This window comes from Caulobacter zeae (assembly GCF_002858925.1).
Lineage (GTDB): Bacteria > Pseudomonadota > Alphaproteobacteria > Caulobacterales > Caulobacteraceae > Caulobacter > Caulobacter zeae.
Window position 1 is genome coordinate 1 of sequence record NZ_PJRS01000039.1, and the last position, 17,998, is coordinate 17,998.

16 protein-coding genes are annotated in these 17,998 nt (G+C 69.5%); 5 read left to right on the forward strand and 11 right to left on the reverse strand.

Going from position 1 to position 17,998, the window contains the following annotated elements:
• On the reverse strand, window positions 1-110 hold a 110-nt coding region (locus SGCZBJ_RS18085), incomplete at its 3' end, for a hypothetical protein (protein WP_133149190.1).
• A 368-nt stretch (window positions 111-478) separates the two neighbouring features.
• Between SGCZBJ_RS18085 and SGCZBJ_RS18090 the strand changes: the two genes are divergently transcribed.
• The 3 genes from SGCZBJ_RS18090 (at window position 479) to SGCZBJ_RS18100 (ending at window position 4,545) form a co-directional block, all read left to right on the forward strand.
• Window positions 479-1,267 carry an SGNH/GDSL hydrolase family protein gene (locus SGCZBJ_RS18090; RefSeq protein WP_101719364.1) on the forward strand — a complete coding sequence of 263 codons (789 nt, stop codon included), beginning with the start codon at window positions 479-481 and terminating at the stop codon, window positions 1,265-1,267.
• Window positions 1,268-1,359: 92 nt separating this feature from the next.
• Window positions 1,360-3,147, forward strand: coding sequence for an ATP-binding protein (locus tag SGCZBJ_RS18095; RefSeq protein WP_101719365.1), 1,788 nt, complete (start codon window positions 1,360-1,362; stop codon window positions 3,145-3,147).
• Between the two features lie 111 nt (window positions 3,148-3,258).
• Complete coding sequence (locus SGCZBJ_RS18100; RefSeq protein ID WP_101719366.1) at window positions 3,259-4,545, forward strand: TraB/GumN family protein; 1,287 nt, start codon at window positions 3,259-3,261, stop codon at window positions 4,543-4,545.
• A 237-nt stretch (window positions 4,546-4,782) separates the two neighbouring features.
• Here the strand turns inward: SGCZBJ_RS18100 and SGCZBJ_RS18105 are convergent, their stop codons facing one another.
• The 6 genes from SGCZBJ_RS18105 to kdpA all read right to left on the reverse strand — a co-directional run bounded on the left by SGCZBJ_RS18105 (window position 4,783) and on the right by kdpA (window position 13,509).
• The gene (locus SGCZBJ_RS18105) at window positions 4,783-5,475 is read right to left on the reverse strand and encodes a response regulator (RefSeq protein ID WP_101719367.1); all 693 of its coding nucleotides are present in this window, start codon (window positions 5,473-5,475) and stop codon (window positions 4,783-4,785) included.
• 7 nt (window positions 5,476-5,482) lie between these two features.
• Complete coding sequence (locus tag SGCZBJ_RS18110) at window positions 5,483-8,083, reverse strand: DUF4118 domain-containing protein (RefSeq protein ID WP_240621567.1); 2,601 nt, start codon at window positions 8,081-8,083, stop codon at window positions 5,483-5,485.
• Between the two features lie 111 nt (window positions 8,084-8,194).
• Entirely contained in the window at window positions 8,195-8,773 is a 579-nt protein-coding gene (gene kdpC / locus SGCZBJ_RS18115) for a potassium-transporting ATPase subunit KdpC (RefSeq protein WP_101719369.1), read from the reverse strand.
• An 18-nt stretch (window positions 8,774-8,791) separates the two neighbouring features.
• A complete protein-coding gene (locus tag SGCZBJ_RS18120) occupies window positions 8,792-9,577 on the reverse strand; it encodes a transporter (RefSeq protein ID WP_101719370.1) in 786 nt (261 codons plus the stop codon).
• Window positions 9,578-9,709: 132 nt separating this feature from the next.
• Window positions 9,710-11,782 (reverse strand): potassium-transporting ATPase subunit KdpB, encoded by a 2,073-nt coding sequence (kdpB, locus tag SGCZBJ_RS18125; RefSeq protein WP_101719371.1) that lies wholly within the window; start codon window positions 11,780-11,782, stop codon window positions 9,710-9,712.
• A 17-nt stretch (window positions 11,783-11,799) separates the two neighbouring features.
• Complete coding sequence (kdpA, locus tag SGCZBJ_RS18130) at window positions 11,800-13,509, reverse strand: potassium-transporting ATPase subunit KdpA (protein ID WP_101719372.1); 1,710 nt, start codon at window positions 13,507-13,509, stop codon at window positions 11,800-11,802.
• A 510-nt stretch (window positions 13,510-14,019) separates the two neighbouring features.
• Between kdpA and SGCZBJ_RS26390 the strand changes: the two genes are divergently transcribed.
• Window positions 14,020-14,148 (forward strand): hypothetical protein, encoded by a 129-nt coding sequence (locus SGCZBJ_RS26390; protein WP_276308966.1) that lies wholly within the window; start codon window positions 14,020-14,022, stop codon window positions 14,146-14,148.
• A gap of 77 nt (window positions 14,149-14,225) precedes the next feature.
• Here the strand turns inward: SGCZBJ_RS26390 and SGCZBJ_RS18140 are convergent, their stop codons facing one another.
• The 4 genes from SGCZBJ_RS18140 to greA all read right to left on the reverse strand — a co-directional run bounded on the left by SGCZBJ_RS18140 (window position 14,226) and on the right by greA (window position 16,803).
• Window positions 14,226-14,777, reverse strand: coding sequence for a hypothetical protein (locus SGCZBJ_RS18140; RefSeq protein WP_205685420.1), 552 nt, complete (start codon window positions 14,775-14,777; stop codon window positions 14,226-14,228).
• 98 nt (window positions 14,778-14,875) lie between these two features.
• The gene (locus SGCZBJ_RS18145; RefSeq protein WP_101714936.1) at window positions 14,876-15,439 is read right to left on the reverse strand and encodes an HNH endonuclease; all 564 of its coding nucleotides are present in this window, start codon (window positions 15,437-15,439) and stop codon (window positions 14,876-14,878) included.
• A 164-nt stretch (window positions 15,440-15,603) separates the two neighbouring features.
• A complete protein-coding gene (locus tag SGCZBJ_RS18150; protein WP_101719451.1) occupies window positions 15,604-16,188 on the reverse strand; it encodes a DNA-3-methyladenine glycosylase family protein in 585 nt (194 codons plus the stop codon).
• A 135-nt stretch (window positions 16,189-16,323) separates the two neighbouring features.
• Window positions 16,324-16,803 (reverse strand): transcription elongation factor GreA, encoded by a 480-nt coding sequence (gene greA / locus SGCZBJ_RS18155; protein WP_101719373.1) that lies wholly within the window; start codon window positions 16,801-16,803, stop codon window positions 16,324-16,326.
• 483 nt (window positions 16,804-17,286) lie between these two features.
• Between greA and SGCZBJ_RS18160 the strand changes: the two genes are divergently transcribed.
• The gene (locus SGCZBJ_RS18160) at window positions 17,287-17,907 is read left to right on the forward strand and encodes a TetR/AcrR family transcriptional regulator (RefSeq protein ID WP_101719374.1); all 621 of its coding nucleotides are present in this window, start codon (window positions 17,287-17,289) and stop codon (window positions 17,905-17,907) included.
• Window positions 17,908-17,998 lie beyond the last annotated feature (91 nt).

Sequence of the window (17,998 nt, forward strand, 5' to 3'; positions counted from 1 at the left end):
GAGATCTTGCGCGGATCCTTGTCGATGCACGTCACCACGTGACCGAAGTCCGCAAAGCACGCCCCCGACACCAGGCCCACATAGCCCGTGCCAATCATCGCTACGCGCATGTCATCCCCTGCTCAATAAGAGCCCCGCCCAGCCGGCGGCACAAAAACACCGAGTGATTTTAATTCGACATTCCTTGTCGAAGCGCAATCACCAACTGATGACTATTCAAAAGAAATTTTTATGTGGCCAAAGTTTGTGCCTTGCGACGACATCGGCGACGAAAGACGCAACCAACCGTCCGGGATCGGAACGCCCTGCAAACTTGGCCATAAGGGGCATTAATCACCTTGACGACAAAAAGAGCATAGTTCGGGCAAGAATTATACTTACCTTGACCGTAGAGGCGGCGCTCTATGCGGAAAATGCCGCCGGACTTATCAAACACGCATTCGAACCGCCCACCGAACATGCTTAACAGGCCCGTCCCATGAGCCCCCTCGCCGCCTATCTGCGCGACTTGAAGCGCTCGCGGTTCTTCCTGCCCGGGGTGGGAATTGGCGCGCTGCTCGGGTTTGGCCTGTCGGCCGCGTGGTTCCAGACAACCTTGCCCCAGTGGCGGCCGACGGGCAGCGCCGCGGCCCGCACCGCCGTCAGGCTGGAGACCGTCCCCGGCGCGCCTATCGTCCTCAAGCGCGGCGCGGTCATCGTCTGCGAGGGGGACAGCCTGACCTACGGCTTCAAGCGTTGGGGAGAATCGATTCCCGGCATCAACGGCTCGCCCTCGCCGCGCAGCCCCACGCCCTATCCCGAAACCCTCCGCGGCCTGCTGGGCGACAAGGTCACCGTGGTCAATCACGGCAAGCCCGGCGACCAGACGCTGGACGGCCTGACCCGCTGGGCCCGCGCGCCGACCGGCGACCTGACCATCATCATGTACGGGGCCAACGACGCCAAGGTGCGCGGCAAGCCCGGCGCCCTGGACGTCAAGGTCTATGCCAGCCTGCTGGAGGCCCTGGTCCGCCGGCGGCTCGACGACGGCGGCCAGGTCATCGTGCTGCTGCCCCCGCCGGCCTCGGCGCGCGACACGCAAGCAAGGCTCGACCCGTTCCGCGAGGCCGCCGTCCAGGTCGCCGCCCGTACCGGGGTCGAGGCCGTGGACGCCGCCGACGCCCTGGCCGGGATCGGCGCGCCGCTGCAATACGACGGCCTGCACCTCAGCGACCGGGCCAACCTGGCCATCGCCAGCGCCCTGGCCCGGCGCATCCGCGTCGAATAGCCCCGCTCCGGACGCCTGCGACTCACCCTGAGGATGCTTGCGCGGGGGCCGGCGCGGACCCAGTCTCGCACGGCGAAGCTGGACGTTTTGCGATGGATGCCCTGCCGACGCCGCTTCACGCGTCCGACGGCGCCGCCCGCCTGCAAAGGCTGAACAGGCGGTTGGAACGGCTGCGCGATCTGGCCGAGATCCAGGCCCTGCTGGCCGGCGCCGAGGTGGACGGCGAAGCCTTCATGCAGATCGTCGTCGACCGCGTGCAGCACCTGCTGGGCGGCCACGGCGCGGTCGTCGAGCTGGTCGACGGCGAGGACATGGTCTATCGCGCCGTCAGCGCCGGTTCGGAGGCGCACCTTGGCCTGCGCATCCCGCGCGCCGGCAGCCTGTCGGGCCTGTGCGTCGAGCAGGCCCGCATCCTGGTCTGCGAGGACAGCGAGCACGACGAGCGGGTCGATCGCGAGGCCTGTCGGAGGGTGGGCCTGCGCTCGATGCTGTGCGCGCCGCTGTTCGACGGTGACCACGCCATCGGCGTGCTCAAGGCCATGGCCGGCGAGACCCGCGCCTTCGGCTACGAGGACGTCGAGCTGCTGCGCCACATGAGCCAGACCCTGGGCGCGGCGATCGCCAAGCGCGCCAGCTTCGGCGCCCTGCGCCGCCTGCTTCAGGAACGCACCGCGGCCTTCGAGCGCGTGGAACGGCGCAATCACAAGCTGGCCCTGCTGACCGAGCAGCTGCGCGAGGCCAAGGCCGAGGCCGAAGCCGCCAACCGCGCCAAGTCCGACTTCCTGGCGGCCATGAGTCACGAGCTGCGCACGCCGCTGAACGGGCTTGTGGGCTTCTCCGAACTGCTGGCCCGCGACGACCTGCCCCCGGAACGGCGGGCGGCCTATCGCGACTTCGTCCACGACGCCGCCCGCTCGCTGCTGACCATCGTCGACGACATTCTGGATCTTTCGCGGGTGGAGGCCGGCAAACTCGACCTGCACGCCGGCGAGGTCGATCCGGTCCGGCTGGTGGAAAGCTGCGTGGCCATGGTTCGCCCGCAGGCGCAGGCCAAGGGCCTGACGGTGACAACCCGGATCGTCGCGGGGGCCGAGCGCCGGATCGCCGGCGACGCCAACCGCCTGCGCCAGGTGCTGCTGAACCTGCTGAACAACGCCGTGAAGTTCACCGGCGCCGGCGGCGTCTCGGTGACGCTGGAGCCGGCCGGTCCGCCGGACGCGCCGACCTTGCGCGTCTCGGTGGCCGACACCGGCATGGGCGTGGCCGCCGAGGCTCGCCAGCGACTGTTCCAGGCCTTCGGCCAGGCCGACGCCTCGATCCATCCACGCTATGGCGGCACGGGCCTTGGCCTGGCGATCTGCAAGCGGCTGGTCGAGGCCATGGGCGGGACGATGGACTTCGACAGTGTCGAGGGCGAGGGTTCGACCTTCCGGTTCGAGATTCCCGCGACGCCCGCCGCCCCCGACACGGCGCCCGAACATGCGGCGGCCGAGACCCCGCGCTTGCGCGTCCTGGTGGTCGACGACACCCGCATGAACCGCGCCCTGGCCGAGGCGGTGTTGGGCTCGGCGGGACACTTGGTGACCGGCGTCGGCGACGGCGTCGCCGGCGTGGCGGCGGTGCGCGACGGAGCCTTCGACGTCGTGCTGATGGACGTGCGCATGCCCGGCATGGACGGCCTTGCGGCCACCCGGGCGATCCGCGCCCTGCCCCCGCCGGCCGGCGCCGTGCCGATCCTGGCCCTGACCGCCAACGCCCTGCCCTCCGAGATCGCCGCCTGCCTCGCCGCCGGCATGGACGGCCACGTGGCCAAGCCGATCGACATCGCCGCCCTGCTGGCGAGGGTCAGCGAGGCGGCGGCGATCCGGGCCGAGCGATAGCCACGGGCCAGTGCAGACGCAGACCTTGTCTGGGCATGGTCGCGTTTTGATTGGCCGCCCCAACCGCGCCACGATAGACCACGATCGGTTGAGTCGTTTGGTGAGGGACGCGTGCGGAGAGTCTATTGGGGTCTGTCGGGCGTTCTTCTGGCCACCCTCGGCGCTTTTGCGACCAGCACGGTCGCCGAGGAAGCGACGCCCTCCCCCTTCCCTTCGCGCCTCGCCCAGGCGATCGCGCCTCTGGATGTCAATCCGGACGGGCTGTCGGGTGGGGGCGCGCTCGTCCTGTCCGAGGCCATCGCCGCCAGCCGCTATGTGCTAATCGGCGAAAGCCACCACACCCGCGAGATCCCTGCCCTCACGACCCAGGTCTGCCGCCTGATGGCGCCCTCCGGCCTGACCGCCATGGCCATCGAGACCGGACCGGAAGCGGCCCGCGTCGTCGATTCCGCCATGCGATCGAAAGACCGCGAAGCCCGGGTCGCCGATTTCGTGCGCGCGCATCCAGACGGCGTCGCCTTCTTCAACGGGCGCGATGAAGTCCGTATGGCCGGCGATTGCGCCGCCGCCGCCGGACCGAAGTTCACGCTCTGGGGGTTGGACCAGGAGTTCCTCGGCTCCAGCGGCCATCTGCTTGAGGAAATGCTGGCCTCGAAGCCTGGTCCCGTAGCCCGGGCCGCCCTCACTGGTCTGGCCGCCGAGGACCGCAAAGCGACCGCCGCCGCGCTCGCATCAGGCTCGCCTTTCGACCTCTTCCTGCTCTCGGCCACGCAGGACGACCTTGATCGGGCCGCCGCCGCGGTCGCGAAGGATGGCGGGGCGCGCGTCCGCCATCTGTTCGGCCTGCTGACGGAAAGCCGCGCCATCTATCAGGCCTCGCGGTCGGGCCAGGGCGACGCCAACGGACGCCGCGCGAGGCTGATGAAGCGCACAATCGCCGCCCATCTCGCCGAAAATCCTGACGCGCGGGTCCTGATGAAGTTCGGCGCCAATCATGCCTACAAGTCGCTCAATCCGCTCGATCAGCGCGACCTCGGCGCCTATGTGGCCGAGCGCGCCGAGGGCGAAGGCGTCTCGGCTCTGCACATCATCGTGCTGGGGGCCAGGGGCTCGCATGGTGGCTACGGCGGCGTCGGGCGGCCCGCCGTTGTGCATTCCTTCGACATGAAGGACGACAAGGACCCGGACTGGCGCAAGGACGCCACGCTGGCGCGGGCGGCCGACGCTGCGCCGGGATCGTGGATGCTCGTTGATCTCCGGACGCTCAGGACCAAGGGCTTGTTGGCGTCCGCACCGCCGCAATGGCGTGAACTAGCGCTTGGCTACGATATCGCCATTCTGGCCCCGATGCTCACCGCATCCAGCCTGCTGGGCGCAGAGAAACCCGCGACGCGTTGATCCCATCGCTCAAGTTCGGCGCGCGCTCAAAGGAGATGAAAGCAAAGCCTCCGATGGGTGGGAAGCGGAAATCAGATCCCTCTCTCTAAGAGAGAGGGATTAAGGACGGCGCCAACTTCCGCAACGGTCGTAAAGCGAAGTTGGCTCCTGCCCCTACTTCGGGCGATCAAATCGCCGCCGCGAGCAAGTATCGGTTCGGCTCATCAACATCCCGGCGGCAGGCTGAGAGCCCCCCCCTCAGTCCCCGATGAAGCGGTACCCCACCCCCGGCTCGGTCAGCAGGATCTTCGGGTGGGCCGGATCGGCCTCGAGTTTCTGGCGCAGCTGGCCGACGAAGACCCGCAGGTACTGGGTGTCGTGCATGTGGGCGGGGCCCCAGACCGAGGTCAGCAGCTCCTTGTGGGTCAGCACCTTGCCGCGCCCCATGGCCAGCCTTGCCAGCACCTCGTATTCGCGCGGCGAGACCTTCACTACCGCCCCGTTGCGGGTGACCAGGCGCTTTTCGAGATCGAGCTCCACCGCCCCGGCCCGGATCGGCCCGACCGGCGCCTGGGTGGCCGCCTTCTGGCGCAGGGCCACGCGCAGACGGGCCAGCAGTTCGCCGACCCCGAACGGCTTTTCCACATAGTCGTTGGCGCCCCGATCGAGGGCCTCGATCTTCTCAATCTCGCGGTCGCGGGCCGACAGGATCAGGATCGGGCCGTCGTAGAAGGCGCGGGCCTTTTCCAGCACGTCCTTGCCGTCCATGTCGGGCAGGCCGAGGTCCAGCACCACCGCATCGGGCGACCACAGGGCGATGCCGCGCAGACCCTCCTGGCCGCCGTCGGCGCGCAGCGGGTCGTAGCCGGCGGCGTCGAGCGCGGGGCCGAGGAACCGGTGGATCTGCGGCTCGTCGTCGATGACCAGGATGCGGGGGCGAAGCGCGCTCATGAACCGCTCATAGCAGATGGTGCGGGGTGGCGACGCCCTTGGGCAGGCTGATCAGCATCCGCGTGCCCTTGCCGTCGTGGATCGGGCTGGCGGCGGCGATGCGCCCGCCCATGGCCTCGACGAAGCCCTTGGCGATGGCCAGGCCCAGACCAACGCCCTGGCTGGCGTTCGGCGAGCGGTCGCTGGGGTCCTGCAGGCGGCGGAACTTCTCGAACACCCGCACGAGATCGGCCGGCGGGATGCCCCGCCCCTCGTCCTCGATGCTGATCACGACGTGGGCGCGGTCCTCGTAGGCGGCGACCTCGATCCTGGTGCCCGCCGGACTGTAGGCGATGGCGTTTTCCAGGATGTTGACCGCCACCTGCTCCAGCAGGCTCGGATCGGCCTGAACGAGGCTCAGCGTCTCGGGGAAGTCGCGCACCAGCAACCGTCCTTCGAGGCGGCGGGTCACCCGGTCGCAAGCCGCCGCCAACACGTCGCGCACGTCGATCCAGTCGGTGCGCAGCTTTAAGCCCCCGCCCTCGATGCGGGTCATGTCCAGCAGGTTGGCGACATAGCCGTTGAGGCGCTCGGCCTCTTCCTTGATCCCGAGGGCGAGATCGGCGCGGGCCGGCGGCGACAGCTTGTCGCCATAGTCGATCAGGGTGGTGGCCGCACCCAGCACCGTGGTCAGCGGCGTTCGCAGGTCGTGGCTGATGGAGTTGAGCAGGGCGTTGCGGAAGCGGTCGGAGCGGCGCAGCGCCTCGGCCTCGACCGCGCCGGCCGCCAGCTCGGCCCGCTGCAAGGCGACCGCGCCCTGGTCGAGCAAGGCCAGCAGCAGGCGTTCCTCGTCCGAACCGCTGGCCAGGGCGCCGGCCTCGATCCCGGCCACCCCGGCCCGTGCGCCCAGGCCCTCCAGCGGCCAGAAGGTCCAGGCGGCCTGCGGCAGGGTGCCGGTGCCGGCGCCAGCCGGCTCGCCCTTCTCCCAGGCCCAGCGGGCGGCGGCCATCGGGCCCGCGCCGAGCTCCACGAAATCCGGCGCCCCGGCGACCGGCGCCAGTTCGCCATCGACCGGCAGGAACACTACGGCCCGCGCGCCCGAAGCGGCGGCGGCCTGCTCGGCCAGGGCCTGGGCGACGGCGGTCTTGCCCGAGGCGCCCGAGAGGGTGCGGCTGGCGGCCAGCAGGCTGGTCACGCTGGCCGCCCGACGCTGTGAGCCCTTGGCCTGGTCGCGCACCCGCCCCGCCAGCCCGCCGGTGGCCAGGGCCACGGCCCAGAACACGATCAGGGTCAGCACGTCGGTGGGCGAGCCGATGGCCAGGCTGTAGCGCGGGGCCAGGAAGAAGTAGTTGTAGATCAGGAAGGCCGCCGTCGCCGCCGCCAGGGCCGGGCGCAGGCCGTGCATGACCCCCGCCGCCAGCACGGCGGCCAGGTAGATCATCCCCAGCTCCACCCGGTCGAAGGCGGTGTCCAGCGCCCAGGCCACCAGGCTGGCGGCCGCCACGAAGCCGCCGCCGGTCAGGTAGGCGGGCCAGTCAAAGCGGCGCGGCCGGGGCGCAGGCGGCTCGGCCGCGCCCTCCCCGCCGGCGCCGGTGACCACGTGGATCGCCTGTCCCCGCGCCTCGCGCAGCAGCGCCGCGGCCAGCGAGCGGCCGGTAAGTTCACGCCAGCGCGAATCCCGGGACTTGCCGATCACGATCTGGGTGACGTTGTTGCGCCGGGCCCAGGCCATGACCGAGGCGACCACGTCGGTCCCGGTCAGCACGACGGTCGAGCCGCCCAGCTGTTCGGCCAGCTTCAGCGCCTCGCGGGTGCGGGCGGCGGCGACTTCGGGCGACGGCGGGCGGTCGGGACGCTCGACGTGGGCCACGGTCCACGGCGCGTCCATCATCATGTCCGACAGCCGCCGGCCGGCCCGGACGAGCCCCGCCGCCATGCCGTCGCCGCCGGCCAGCACCAGGATCCGCTCGCCCGCCGCCCACGGCCCCTCGACGCCCTTCTCGCGCATGGCCGCGACCAGCTGGTCGTCGACCGTCTGGGCCGCGCGGCGCAGGGCCAGCTCGCGCAGGGCGGTCAGGTTCTCGACCTTGAAGAAGTTCTCCGAGGCCAGGCGAGCCGTCTCGGGCACATAGACTTTGCCCGCCGCCATCCGCTCGCGCAGCTCGTCGGGGGTGATGTCGATCAGTTCTATGTCGTCGGCGCGGGCCAGCGCGCTGTCGGGCACGGTCTCGCGCTGGCGGGCGCCAGTGATGCGCAGGACGACGTCGACCAGGCTTTCCAGGTGCTGGACGTTGAGGGTCGTCCAGACGTCGATGCCGCCGGCCAGGATCTCCTCGACGTCCTGCCAGCGCTTGGGATGGCGCGAGCCGGGCGCGTTAGAGTGGGCGTACTCGTCGACCAGCAGCAGCTTGGGCTTTCGCTCCAGCGCCGCGTCGAGGTCGAACTCCAGATAGCTGCGCCCCCGGCTTTCGACCGGACGGCGGGGCAGCACGTCCAGGCCGCGCAGCAGGCTCTCGGTCTCGCGGCGGCCGTGGGTCTCGACCACGCCGACCAGCACATCCTGGCCCTCGGCCTTGCGGCGGCGGGCGGCGCGCAGCATCTCGTAGGTCTTGCCCACGCCGGGCGCCATGCCCAGGAACACCTTGAGGCGCCCCCGGCGGGCCTTGTTGGCGGCCGCCAGAAGCGCCTCGGGGTCGGGGCGGCCCCTTTCGGGGTATGAAGAGGGCTCGCCCGCCAACGGCTAGCCGACCATCGGGAAGCGCGCGTCGAGCGCCCGGTTGACGTCCAGCACATTGACCCGCGGCTGGCCGATGAAGCCCAGCAGCGGCGGCTTGATGGCCGCGTCGATCATGGCCAGCACCTCGCCCCGCGGCGCGTTGCGGGCGGCGGCGATGCGGCCGGCTTGCAAGCGGGCATATGCCGGCGAGATGTCCGGATCCAGGCCCGAGCCGGACGTCGTGACCGCGTCGGCCGGAATGACCGCGTCGGGAAACTGCGCCCGCAGCGCATCGGCGTCGGTCTTCTCCCTCTCGATCAGCTTGTCGTTCAGCGGACCCATGTTCGAGCCGCTGGAGGCCGAGGCGTCATAGCCGTTCCCCGCCGCCGACGGACGGCCGTGCAGGTAAGCGGGCTTGGCGAAGGCTTGGCCGATCAGTTCCGAGCCGACGACCTGGCCGTGGGCGTCGCGGACCAGCGAGCCGTTGGCCTGCTGCGGGAACGCGGCCTGGGCCACGCCGGTGATGGCCAGCGGATAGGCCAGACCCAGGATGATGGTGAAGAGGCCCATCGAAACGAGGGCCGGGCGAAGGTGCGAGATCATGACCTTCCAGCTCCTTTCCTAGAACCGCTTCGAGACGCCGACGTACAGTTGCGCGTCGGGGGTGTCGCGGTTCAATCCGAAATTGGCGCCGGCGTCCAGTTGCAGGGTCGGCGCGACGAGATAGGCGGCGGCGACGTCGGCCGAGACCTGGGTCACCGTGTCGGCGGGGTCGAAATTGGTGCTGGTCCACAGCTCGCCGACCAGGCTGAGACGATCGGTGACCGGGCGGGCCAGGTTGACGACGTTGGTCACCGCCGCGTGACGGCCGTCCCCGTCGGCGTCGAGCAGCAGGTCCACCTGCGGCCCGAAGGTCAGGGTGGCGCCCGAAAGCGCGATGCTGATCGGCACGGCCACGCCGCCCTCCACCTCGTCGTTGCCCAGGCCCTTGGCCGCTGTCGGGATCTTCACGTAGGGCAGCAGGGCAAGGCTCACCTTGTCGCCGGAATGGACGCGGGTCTTGTACCGGATCCACACGTCGCCGACGCCGTCGGTCTTGTCGTCGACGCCCGCCCCCTTCACGCGGGCCTGAAGGTAGGGCGTCCAGGTCAGCTGCAGGTCGCTGGTGTCGGTCAGGCCGTACTTCAGGGTCGTGGCGGCGACGGCGGTCGTCTCGGCCTTGATCCCGCCGGCCTTTACCTGGGTCCAGTTCACACCGTCGGCCTCGACCTGCCAGGCGCCCCTGGGGACCGAGCACGTGCTGTTGGCCTTGGTCGGGCGGTCGGTGCAGATCGGGGCCTCGTCGGCCCAGGCGGCGGTGGCGGCCAGGGTCGAGGCGGTGATCACGAGAAACGCGAACTTGCGCATTGGAATTCTTCGTCTTTCAGGAAGAGAGAAATCACTGGCCGCCGAGATTGGCCGCCAGGCAGACGATCCCGATCGCCACGAGGCCGAAGACCAGATCCCTGATGATCGAGCCCGGGGCGATCGGGGGTTTCATCAGGCCAGCCCCAGGGCGGAGACGGCCATGTCGATGAGCTTGATGCCCACGAACGGGGCGACGAGGCCGCCGACGCCGTAGATCAGGAGGTTGCGCGACAAGAGCTTGCCGGCGCCGATGGCGCGATACTTCACGCCCTTCAGGGCCAGCGGAATCAGGGCGACGATCACCAGGGCGTTGAAGATCACCGCCGACAGGATCGCGCTTTGCGGGCTGGCCAGCTTCATGATGTTCAGCCCGCCCAGCGCCGGCAGGGCGACCACGAACATCGCCGGGATGATGGCGAAGTACTTGGCCACGTCGTTGGCGATCGAGAAGGTGGTCAGCGCGCCGCGGGTGATCAGCATCTGCTTGCCCACCTCGACGATCTCGATGACCTTGGTCGGGTCGCTGTCGAGGTCGACCATGTTGCCGGCCTCGCGGGCGGCCTGGGCGCCGGTCTGCATGGCCACGCCGACATCCGCTTGAGCAAGCGCGGGGGCGTCGTTGGCGCCGTCGCCGCACATGGCCACCAGCCGCCCCTTGGCCTGCTCGGCCCGGATCAGCCGCAGCTTGTCCTCGGGCGTGGCCTCGGCGAGGAAGTCGTCGACCCCGGCCTCCGAAGCGATGGCCGCGGCGGTCACCGGATTGTCGCCGGTGATCATCACCGTGCGCAGGCCCATGCGGCGCAGGTCGGCGAAGCGGGCCTTCACGCCCGGCTTGACCACGTCCTTCAGGTGGATGACGCCGACCAGGGCGCCGTCCTCGCTGACCGCCAGCGGCGTGCCGCCCGAGCGGGCGATACGGTCGACGGCGGCCATCACCTCGGCCGGGATGCGCTTGGGATCGATGGCGAGGCTGCGATAGACCGCGTCCACCGCGCCCTTGCGCCACGAGCGGCCGTCGACATCCAGGCCCGACTGGCGCGTGGTCGCGCTGAACGGAATGGCGGTCGCGCCTTCCGGGGCTTCCAGGGCCAGGCCCTGCTGGCGGCCCAACTCGACGATCGAGCGGCCTTCCGGCGTCTCGTCGGCCAGCGAGGCCATGACGGCCGCGCGCAGGGCCGCGTCGGGACGCACGCCGGGGGCGGCGATCACCTCGGTGGCCATGCGGTTGCCGAAGGTGATGGTGCCGGTCTTGTCGAGCAGCAGGGTGTCGACGTCGCCGGCGGCCTCCACCGCGCGGCCCGAAGTGGCCAGGACGTTGACCTTCAGCAGGCGGTCCATGCCGGCGATGCCGACCGCCGAGAGCAGGCCGCCAATCGTCGTCGGAATGAGCGTGATGAACAGCGCGCCCAGCACCAGCGGATCGAGCACGACGCCCGAGAACTTGCCCAGGCCCAGCAGGGTGACCACCGCGATCAGGAAGATCAGGGTCAGGCCGGCCAGCAGCACGGCCAGGGCGATCTCGTTGGGGGTCTTGCGGCGGTCGGCGCCCTCGACCATGGCGATCATGCGGTCGAGGAAGGTCGAGCCCGGCGCGGCGGTGACCCGCACTTTGATCCAGTCGGAGACGACCGTGGTGCCGCCGGTCACCGCCGAGCGGTCGCCGCCGCTCTCGCGGATCACCGGCGCGCTTTCACCGGTGATGGCGGCCTCGTTGACGCTGGCCATGCCCTCGACGATCTCGCCGTCGGTGGGGACCACGTCGCCCGCCTCGACCAGGACGAGCTCACCGGGGACCAGCTTGTGGGCCGGGGTCGGGATGATCGTGCCGGCCTGCTCGTCGATGATCAGCTTGGCCTTGGTGGTGACGCGGGCGGCCCGCAGGCTGTCGGCGGCGGCCTTGCCGCGGCCCTCGGCCACGCTCTCGGCCAGGTTGGCGAAGAGCACGGTGGCCCAGAGCCACAGCGAGACCTGCAAGGCGAAGCCGGCCGACTGCTGGGCGGCGATGGCCGCGACGGCCGAAACCGTCGACAGCAGCGCCACGATCCAGGTCGCGAAGATCACCGGATTGCCGGTCAGCTTGCGCGGGTCGAGCTTGAGGAAGGCGTCCTTGGCCGCGCGGGCCAGGATCGGGGTCGAGAGGCCGCCGGCCAGGCTGGGGGCTTTGCGCCGCCCGCCCTCGCCCGCCTCGATGTCATAGGTTGTCATGGGAGGTTCGCTTTCAGTCAGCGTTGGGCGACGAAGGCGAGCGCCTGGAAGTGCTCGACGATCGGTCCCAGCGCCAGAGCGGGGAAGAACTGCAGGCCGCCCAGGATCAGGATCACCCCGATCAGGAGCCCGACGAAAAGGCCGCCGTGGGTCGGCATGGCGCCGGCCGTGGGGGCGAGCTTGGGCTTGGCCGCCAGGGCGCCGGCGATGGCCAGCACCGCGACGATGGGGGCGAAGCGCCCGAACATCATCGCCAGGCCCAGGGTGGTGTTCCACCAGGGGGCGTTGGCGGTCAGGCCGCCGAAGGCCGAGCCGTTGTTGGCCGTGGTCGAGACGTAGGCGTAGAGGATCTCCGACAGGCCGTGGGGACCTGCGTGCATCAGGCCCTTCAGCGCCTCTGGCAGGATCGCGGCCAGGGCGGCGAAGCCCAGCATGAACAGCGGGATCACCAGCACGGCCAGCATCGAGAACTGGATCTCGCGGGCCTCGATCTTCTTGCCCAGGTACTCGGGCGTACGCCCCACCATCAGGCCGGCGACGAACACCGCCAGCAAGGCCATGACGACCATGATCGCCACGCCCGAGCCGATGCCGCCGGGCAGGATCTCGCCCAGCTGCATCAGGAACATGGTCACCCCGCCGCCCAGCGGCATCAGGCTGGAGTGCATGCCGTTGACCGAGCCGTTGGAGGCGCCGGTCGTCATGGCGGCCCAGGCGGCGGTCGAGGGCACGCCGAAACGCACCTCCTTGCCTTCCATGTTGACGCTGGCGTCGACATGGGCGGCGACCTGGGCCGGCGGAGCCTGGGTTTCGGTGAGGTAGATCGCGCCCGCGCCGGCGCTCAGCAGCACCGCGGCGGCGATCACCAGGGCGCGCACGTCCTTCTTGGCCAGCACGCTGCGGCCGAAGGCGAAGAAGGCCGCCCAGCCCAGCACGTTGATCGACACCGCCGTGATCAGGTTGGTCAGCGGCGTGGGGTTCTCGAACGGGTGGGCCGAGTTGACGTTGAAGATGCCGCCGCCGTTGATGCCCAGTTGCTTGACGGCCAGCTGGCTGGCGGTGGCGAAGAGGGAAATCTTCTGCTCGCCGCCCTCCAGCGTGTGGGCCGTGACGCCGGCGGCCAGGGTCTGGGGCACGCCCAGAGCGACCAGCACCAGGGCCACGACCACGCACAGCGGCAGCAGGACCCACAGCGTGGTGCGGATCACGTCGCTCCAGAAATTGCCGACGTCCCCGCCCTTGTTGGCGATGAAACCGCGCGCCAGGGCGGCGGCGATCGCCGCGCCGGTGGCGGCCGAGACGAAGTTCTGCACCGTCAGCACCAGCATCTGGCTGAGCGTCGACATGGTGGTCTCGCCGCCATAGCTCTGCCAGTTGGTGTTGGTCACGAAGCTGACGGCCGTGTTGAACGCCAGATGCGGTGACAGCCCCGCAAAGCCTTGTGGGTTCAGCGGCAGCACGCCTTGCAGGCGCAGAACGCCATAGACGAGAAAGAAGCCCACGGCGTTGAAGGCCAGCAGCGCGCCGGCATAGCCGATCCAGCTCTGGCCCTTGCGCGGATCGATCCCGCCGGCCGCGTAGAAGAGCCGTTCGACCGGGGCCAGCACCGGGTCGAGCCAGGTGCGCTCGCCGTTCCAGACGCGCGACATGTAGACGCCCAGCGGCCAGCCGATGCCGACCGCCAGGCCAAGCGTCAGGGCGATCTCCGCCCATCCTTGCCAGTTCATTTGAGGTTATCCGAGGATCGTCAGAACCGGTCCGGCCGCATCAGGGCCGTGACCATGTAGGCCGCGACGACGATCGCCCCGGCCCCCCAAAGCGCGTTCACGAACAGGGTCATGCGCGCCTCAATGCGACGGCGAACAGGCCGAAGAGCACGAAAAGCCCTCCGCCCAGCGCCAGGAATGCGATGTCAGCCATGTCGGCCTCCTTCCGGTTTCGCGCGGAAGGGACCACGGCGCCGCGTAAGGGCTCCATTCGGGAGACGTATGGGCGGCATAAGGGCCGCATAAAGATCGTCGAGCGACCGGCTATGCTGCGGCGCAACACAAGATCAGCCTGAAAACTGCGGAGCCAAGCTTCACTGGAAACTAGGCCGCCAGCCTTTCGAACAAGGCGCTTTCGTGACCAGCGGGAGGCTTTGCAAGGATTATCGCCGCGTCGGCACTTTGTCCTTGTTTGCAGCGCAAAATCGGGAAACGGTGGAAGCCTTCACACATCGAACGCGTTCTTGGGTCATGTCGCCGCTGTTCCCCACCTTGGTCATCCTGGCCCTGCTGGCGCTGCTGGCCTGGCCCAGCATCGAACCCCGCCTGCGCCGCCGCCTGCGCGGCCGCGCCAAGCGCCGCGGCTATTTCCGGGACTGAACCCGCCTCTTGTGGACAAGAAAAAGCCCGCGGCTCCAGGAGCCGCGGGCTTTCCTTGTTTCCGGTTCGGCCCGACCTCAGGTCGTCGGCGTAGCCGCGATCGGCAGCTGGATCGACGCGTCGGCGTCGATATAGGCCGAAACGCGCTGGCCGGCTTTGATCTCCACGTCCTTGCCGTGCTTGATCAGGCCGAGCGGGCCGAACAGCACGGTGAGCGTGACGGTCGTGCCGTAGCGCGCATCGCCTTCCGCGCCCTTCTGGCCGCGCAGCTTGATCTTGGCCGGACCGGCCCGCAGGTATTCCAGGCGAATGTTCAGCTCGCCCGGCTTGCCCATCATGCCCTTCTTCTTGGCGTGGGTGACTTCGCCCGCGCCCTTCAGGCCGGCCGGAAGCACCGTGCCGTCAGGCAGGGTGACAGCCTCGGCCAGGCTGATGGTGAAGCGGTCGCCGGTCTTGGCGGTCTCCGAAGACAAGCCGTCTTCGACCTGGATGGCCAGCTCGGTGCCTTCCGGCGCGACCACTGTCTTGGTCACGGCCGCCGCAGCGGCTTCAGCCTCCGGCGCGGCCGTCTGGGCCTGGACCGCCGGAGCGGCAAGCATCATCGCCGCCACGACGGCGGACGTCCTCATCAGTTTCAAATCGATTCCCCCCGCGGGAGCCTCCCGCAAGTGGAGCTATACCGCCAAACTCTCGTCCGTAAACAGCGTTCTGCGAGCGCCGTTCGCCCCTACGACTCCAGCTCGATGTCCCAGTAGAGATAGTCGAGCCAGCTGGCGTGCAGGTGTCCGGGCGGGAACTTGCGGCCGCGGTCCTGGAGCTCGTGCATCGAGGGCCGGCGGGCGGTGTGGAAGGGGTGCATGCCCGCCTCGCGCGGGGTGCGCCCGCCCTTGGTGAGGTTGCAGGGCGCGCAGGCGGTGACGATGTTCTCCCAGGTGGTCCGGCCGCCGCGCGAGCGAGGGATCACGTGGTCGAAGGTCAGCTCGTCGGGCGAGCCGCAATATTGGCAGCTGAAGCTGTCGCGCAGGAACAGGTTGAAGCGGGTGAAGGCCGGCGGCCGCTCCTGCGGCACGTACTGCTTCAGCGACACCACGCTGGGCAGCTTCATCTCGAAGGATGGCGAATGCACCACGTGGTCGTAGGTCGAGACGACGTCGACGCGGTCCAGAAACACCGCCTTGATCACCTCCTGCCAGGGCCAGAGGGACAGCGGATAGTAGCTCAAGGGCCGATAGTCGGCGTTGAGCACGAGCGCCGGCATGCCGGACGGGGGACGGGTCAGCACCTGCATCAGGGCCTCCCGCTCACGGGACCGACAAGGTCCCTAAGGGGCTGGTACGCGGTCGGACTGAAGACGGGCCTCCTTCCTACGCAAATCAGGGAATCGCCATTCACTCCCGGACGCACAGAAAGGATGATCCCAATCGGCGACAGAACCAAGACGAAGCTTGCGAAAGTTCAACCCTGGCGCCCGAGATCGATCTCCCCGCGCCGAACGCCGCCGTAACAGGCCCAGAGAAGATGCGCCGCCACGCCGCGATAGGGCTTCCAGGCCTCGGCCCGGATGTAAGCCGCCTTCTCAGTAGGACGGGCGTCCTGGCCATCGGCCCAGCGCATGGCCTCCTGCAGGGCGATGTCGCCGCCGGGGAAGACGTCGATGCGGCCCTCGCAGAACATCAGGAAGGTCTCGGCGGTCCAGCGCCCGATCCCCTTGATGGCGACAAGCGCGGCGACGGCCTCGGCGTCGGGCATGGCCTTCAGGGCGTCGAAGTCGCAGGCGCCTGAGAGATGCGCGCCGGCGATTTCGCGCAGATAGCGCACCTTGGGTCGCGACAGGCCAAGCCGCTGCAGGGCCGGATCGTCCAGCGCCATGACCGCCTGCGGCGTCAGCTCCGGCAGGCCCGCCTGAACCCGCGCCCAGATCGCCGCGGCGGCGGCCACCGAGATCTGCTGCTCGACGATCATCCGGGCCAGGCCCGGAAAGCCGCCGGGCCGTAGGCGCCATTCGAAGACGGGCGTCACCGCCTCAAGGCGGGCGAACATCGGGTCGGCGGCGGCCAGGTGGGCGCGCGCGGCCGCGATCAGGTCGGGGGTGGGAGCAGAGGCGGAGATCACGCCGGCGAGGAAGCCCTCGCCGGGCTTCGACGGCAACCCGAAACTTGCGGACCCGCCGCGCGGTCAGCCGATGGCGACGATCTCGACCTCGCCGCCGGCCACAGTGGCGGTGTCTCCCACGCCCTTGCCCATCAGGGCGCGGGCCAGGGGCGAGACATAGGACACCGAGCCCTTGGCCGGATCGGCCTCGTCCTCGCCGACGATGCGGAAGGTCTGGGTGCGGCCGTCCTCGCGGTCGAAGGTCACCGCGTCGCCGAACTGCACGCTGGTGCGGCCCTCGTCGCGCTCGACCAGCTGGGCGGTGGAGCGGCGGGCCGACCAATAGCGCAGGTCGCGGGTGGCGCGGGCCATGGCGGTGCGGTCGTCGGCCACGCCGCCGGCGGCCTGAGCGGCGGCATAGGCGGCGCGGGCGGCGGCGAACTCGGCCTCGATCATCGCCAGACCTTCGGTCGTGACGAGATTGGGATGCTGCGAGATCGGACGGTCGGGAAGGTCGGCGGCGAACGCTTCGGCGTCGCCTTCCTTGGTGAAGGCCACGCTCATCGGTGCGCTCGCGAAGACTGGAACGAGAGGATCATCGGACGAAAACCCGGCTTGTCGCGGGTCGTTCCGCCGGCTCGCCTATGGCCGAGCCAGGCCTTCAGATCAAGATTGGCGGAAACGAGGGATGGACCAGGCCACCCCGGCGGCCGCCCCCGGATCAGGCCGGGGCGGCCGCATCGGACATCTTCGTCCTTACAGCGCGATGGCCAGCACGGCGCCGGCGACGCCGATGGCGGCCACCAGGAAGTAACCGATGGCGACGCGGTCGAAGAGGCCTTCGAAGGCTTCGAAGCTACGGTTGGTCATGACACACATCCTTACAGTTGGTGCGCGCCGACCCCCTCGGCCGGCGTGGTCCAGTGGCGGTCTCTTGATGGCCGATCCATCTGAACAACGCTTAGATAACATGGATCTTAGCGCCGTCAAGATATCTTGACGCTGTTTGGATGGATTTTCGCTACGTAAGGGATAGAGTGCGCCTCGATGACTCTCGCCCAGCCCGAAGCCCGCCCCTATCACCACGGCGATCTGAGCCGCGCCCTCGTCGAGGCCGCCCGCAGGATCCTGGAGACCGAAGGCCCCGCGGCCCTGTCGCTGCGGGCCGTGGCGCGCGAGGCCGGCGTCAGCCCGGCCGCGCCCTACCACCACTTCAAGGACAAGGGCCAACTCCTAGACGCCGTCGCCCACGAGGGCTGGGTGGCGCTCGATGCGGCCCTGATGAAGGCCCGCCAGGACAGCGACGACGACCGCCGCCGCATGACCAGCCTGGGCGTGGCCTACGTGACCTTCGCCCGCGACAATCCCGCGCTCTACCGCGTGATGTACGACTGCTCGCGCGACAAGGACGCCCTTCCCGACCAGATGAAGGAGGAAGGCGCCTACTGCCAGGTGCGGAACACCATCGCCCACGCCGCCGGCGACGGCGTCTCCGAGATCGACCTGGAACTGGCAACGATCGCCGCCTGGTGCGCCGGCCATGGCCTGGCCGAGATGAGCGGCTTCAAGCAGTTCGAAAGCCTCAAGACCCTGCTCGGCGGCGAGGAGGCCTTCCTCAAGGCCGTGTTCGACCACCTGGGCATGTTCGCCAAGTTCGACAGGGGATGAGGCCGATAACCTCTCTCCTCCCCCGTGCAACGGGGGAGGGGGACCACGAAGTGGTGGAGGGGGCGAGACTGGGCTCCGAGCTTGAACTCGC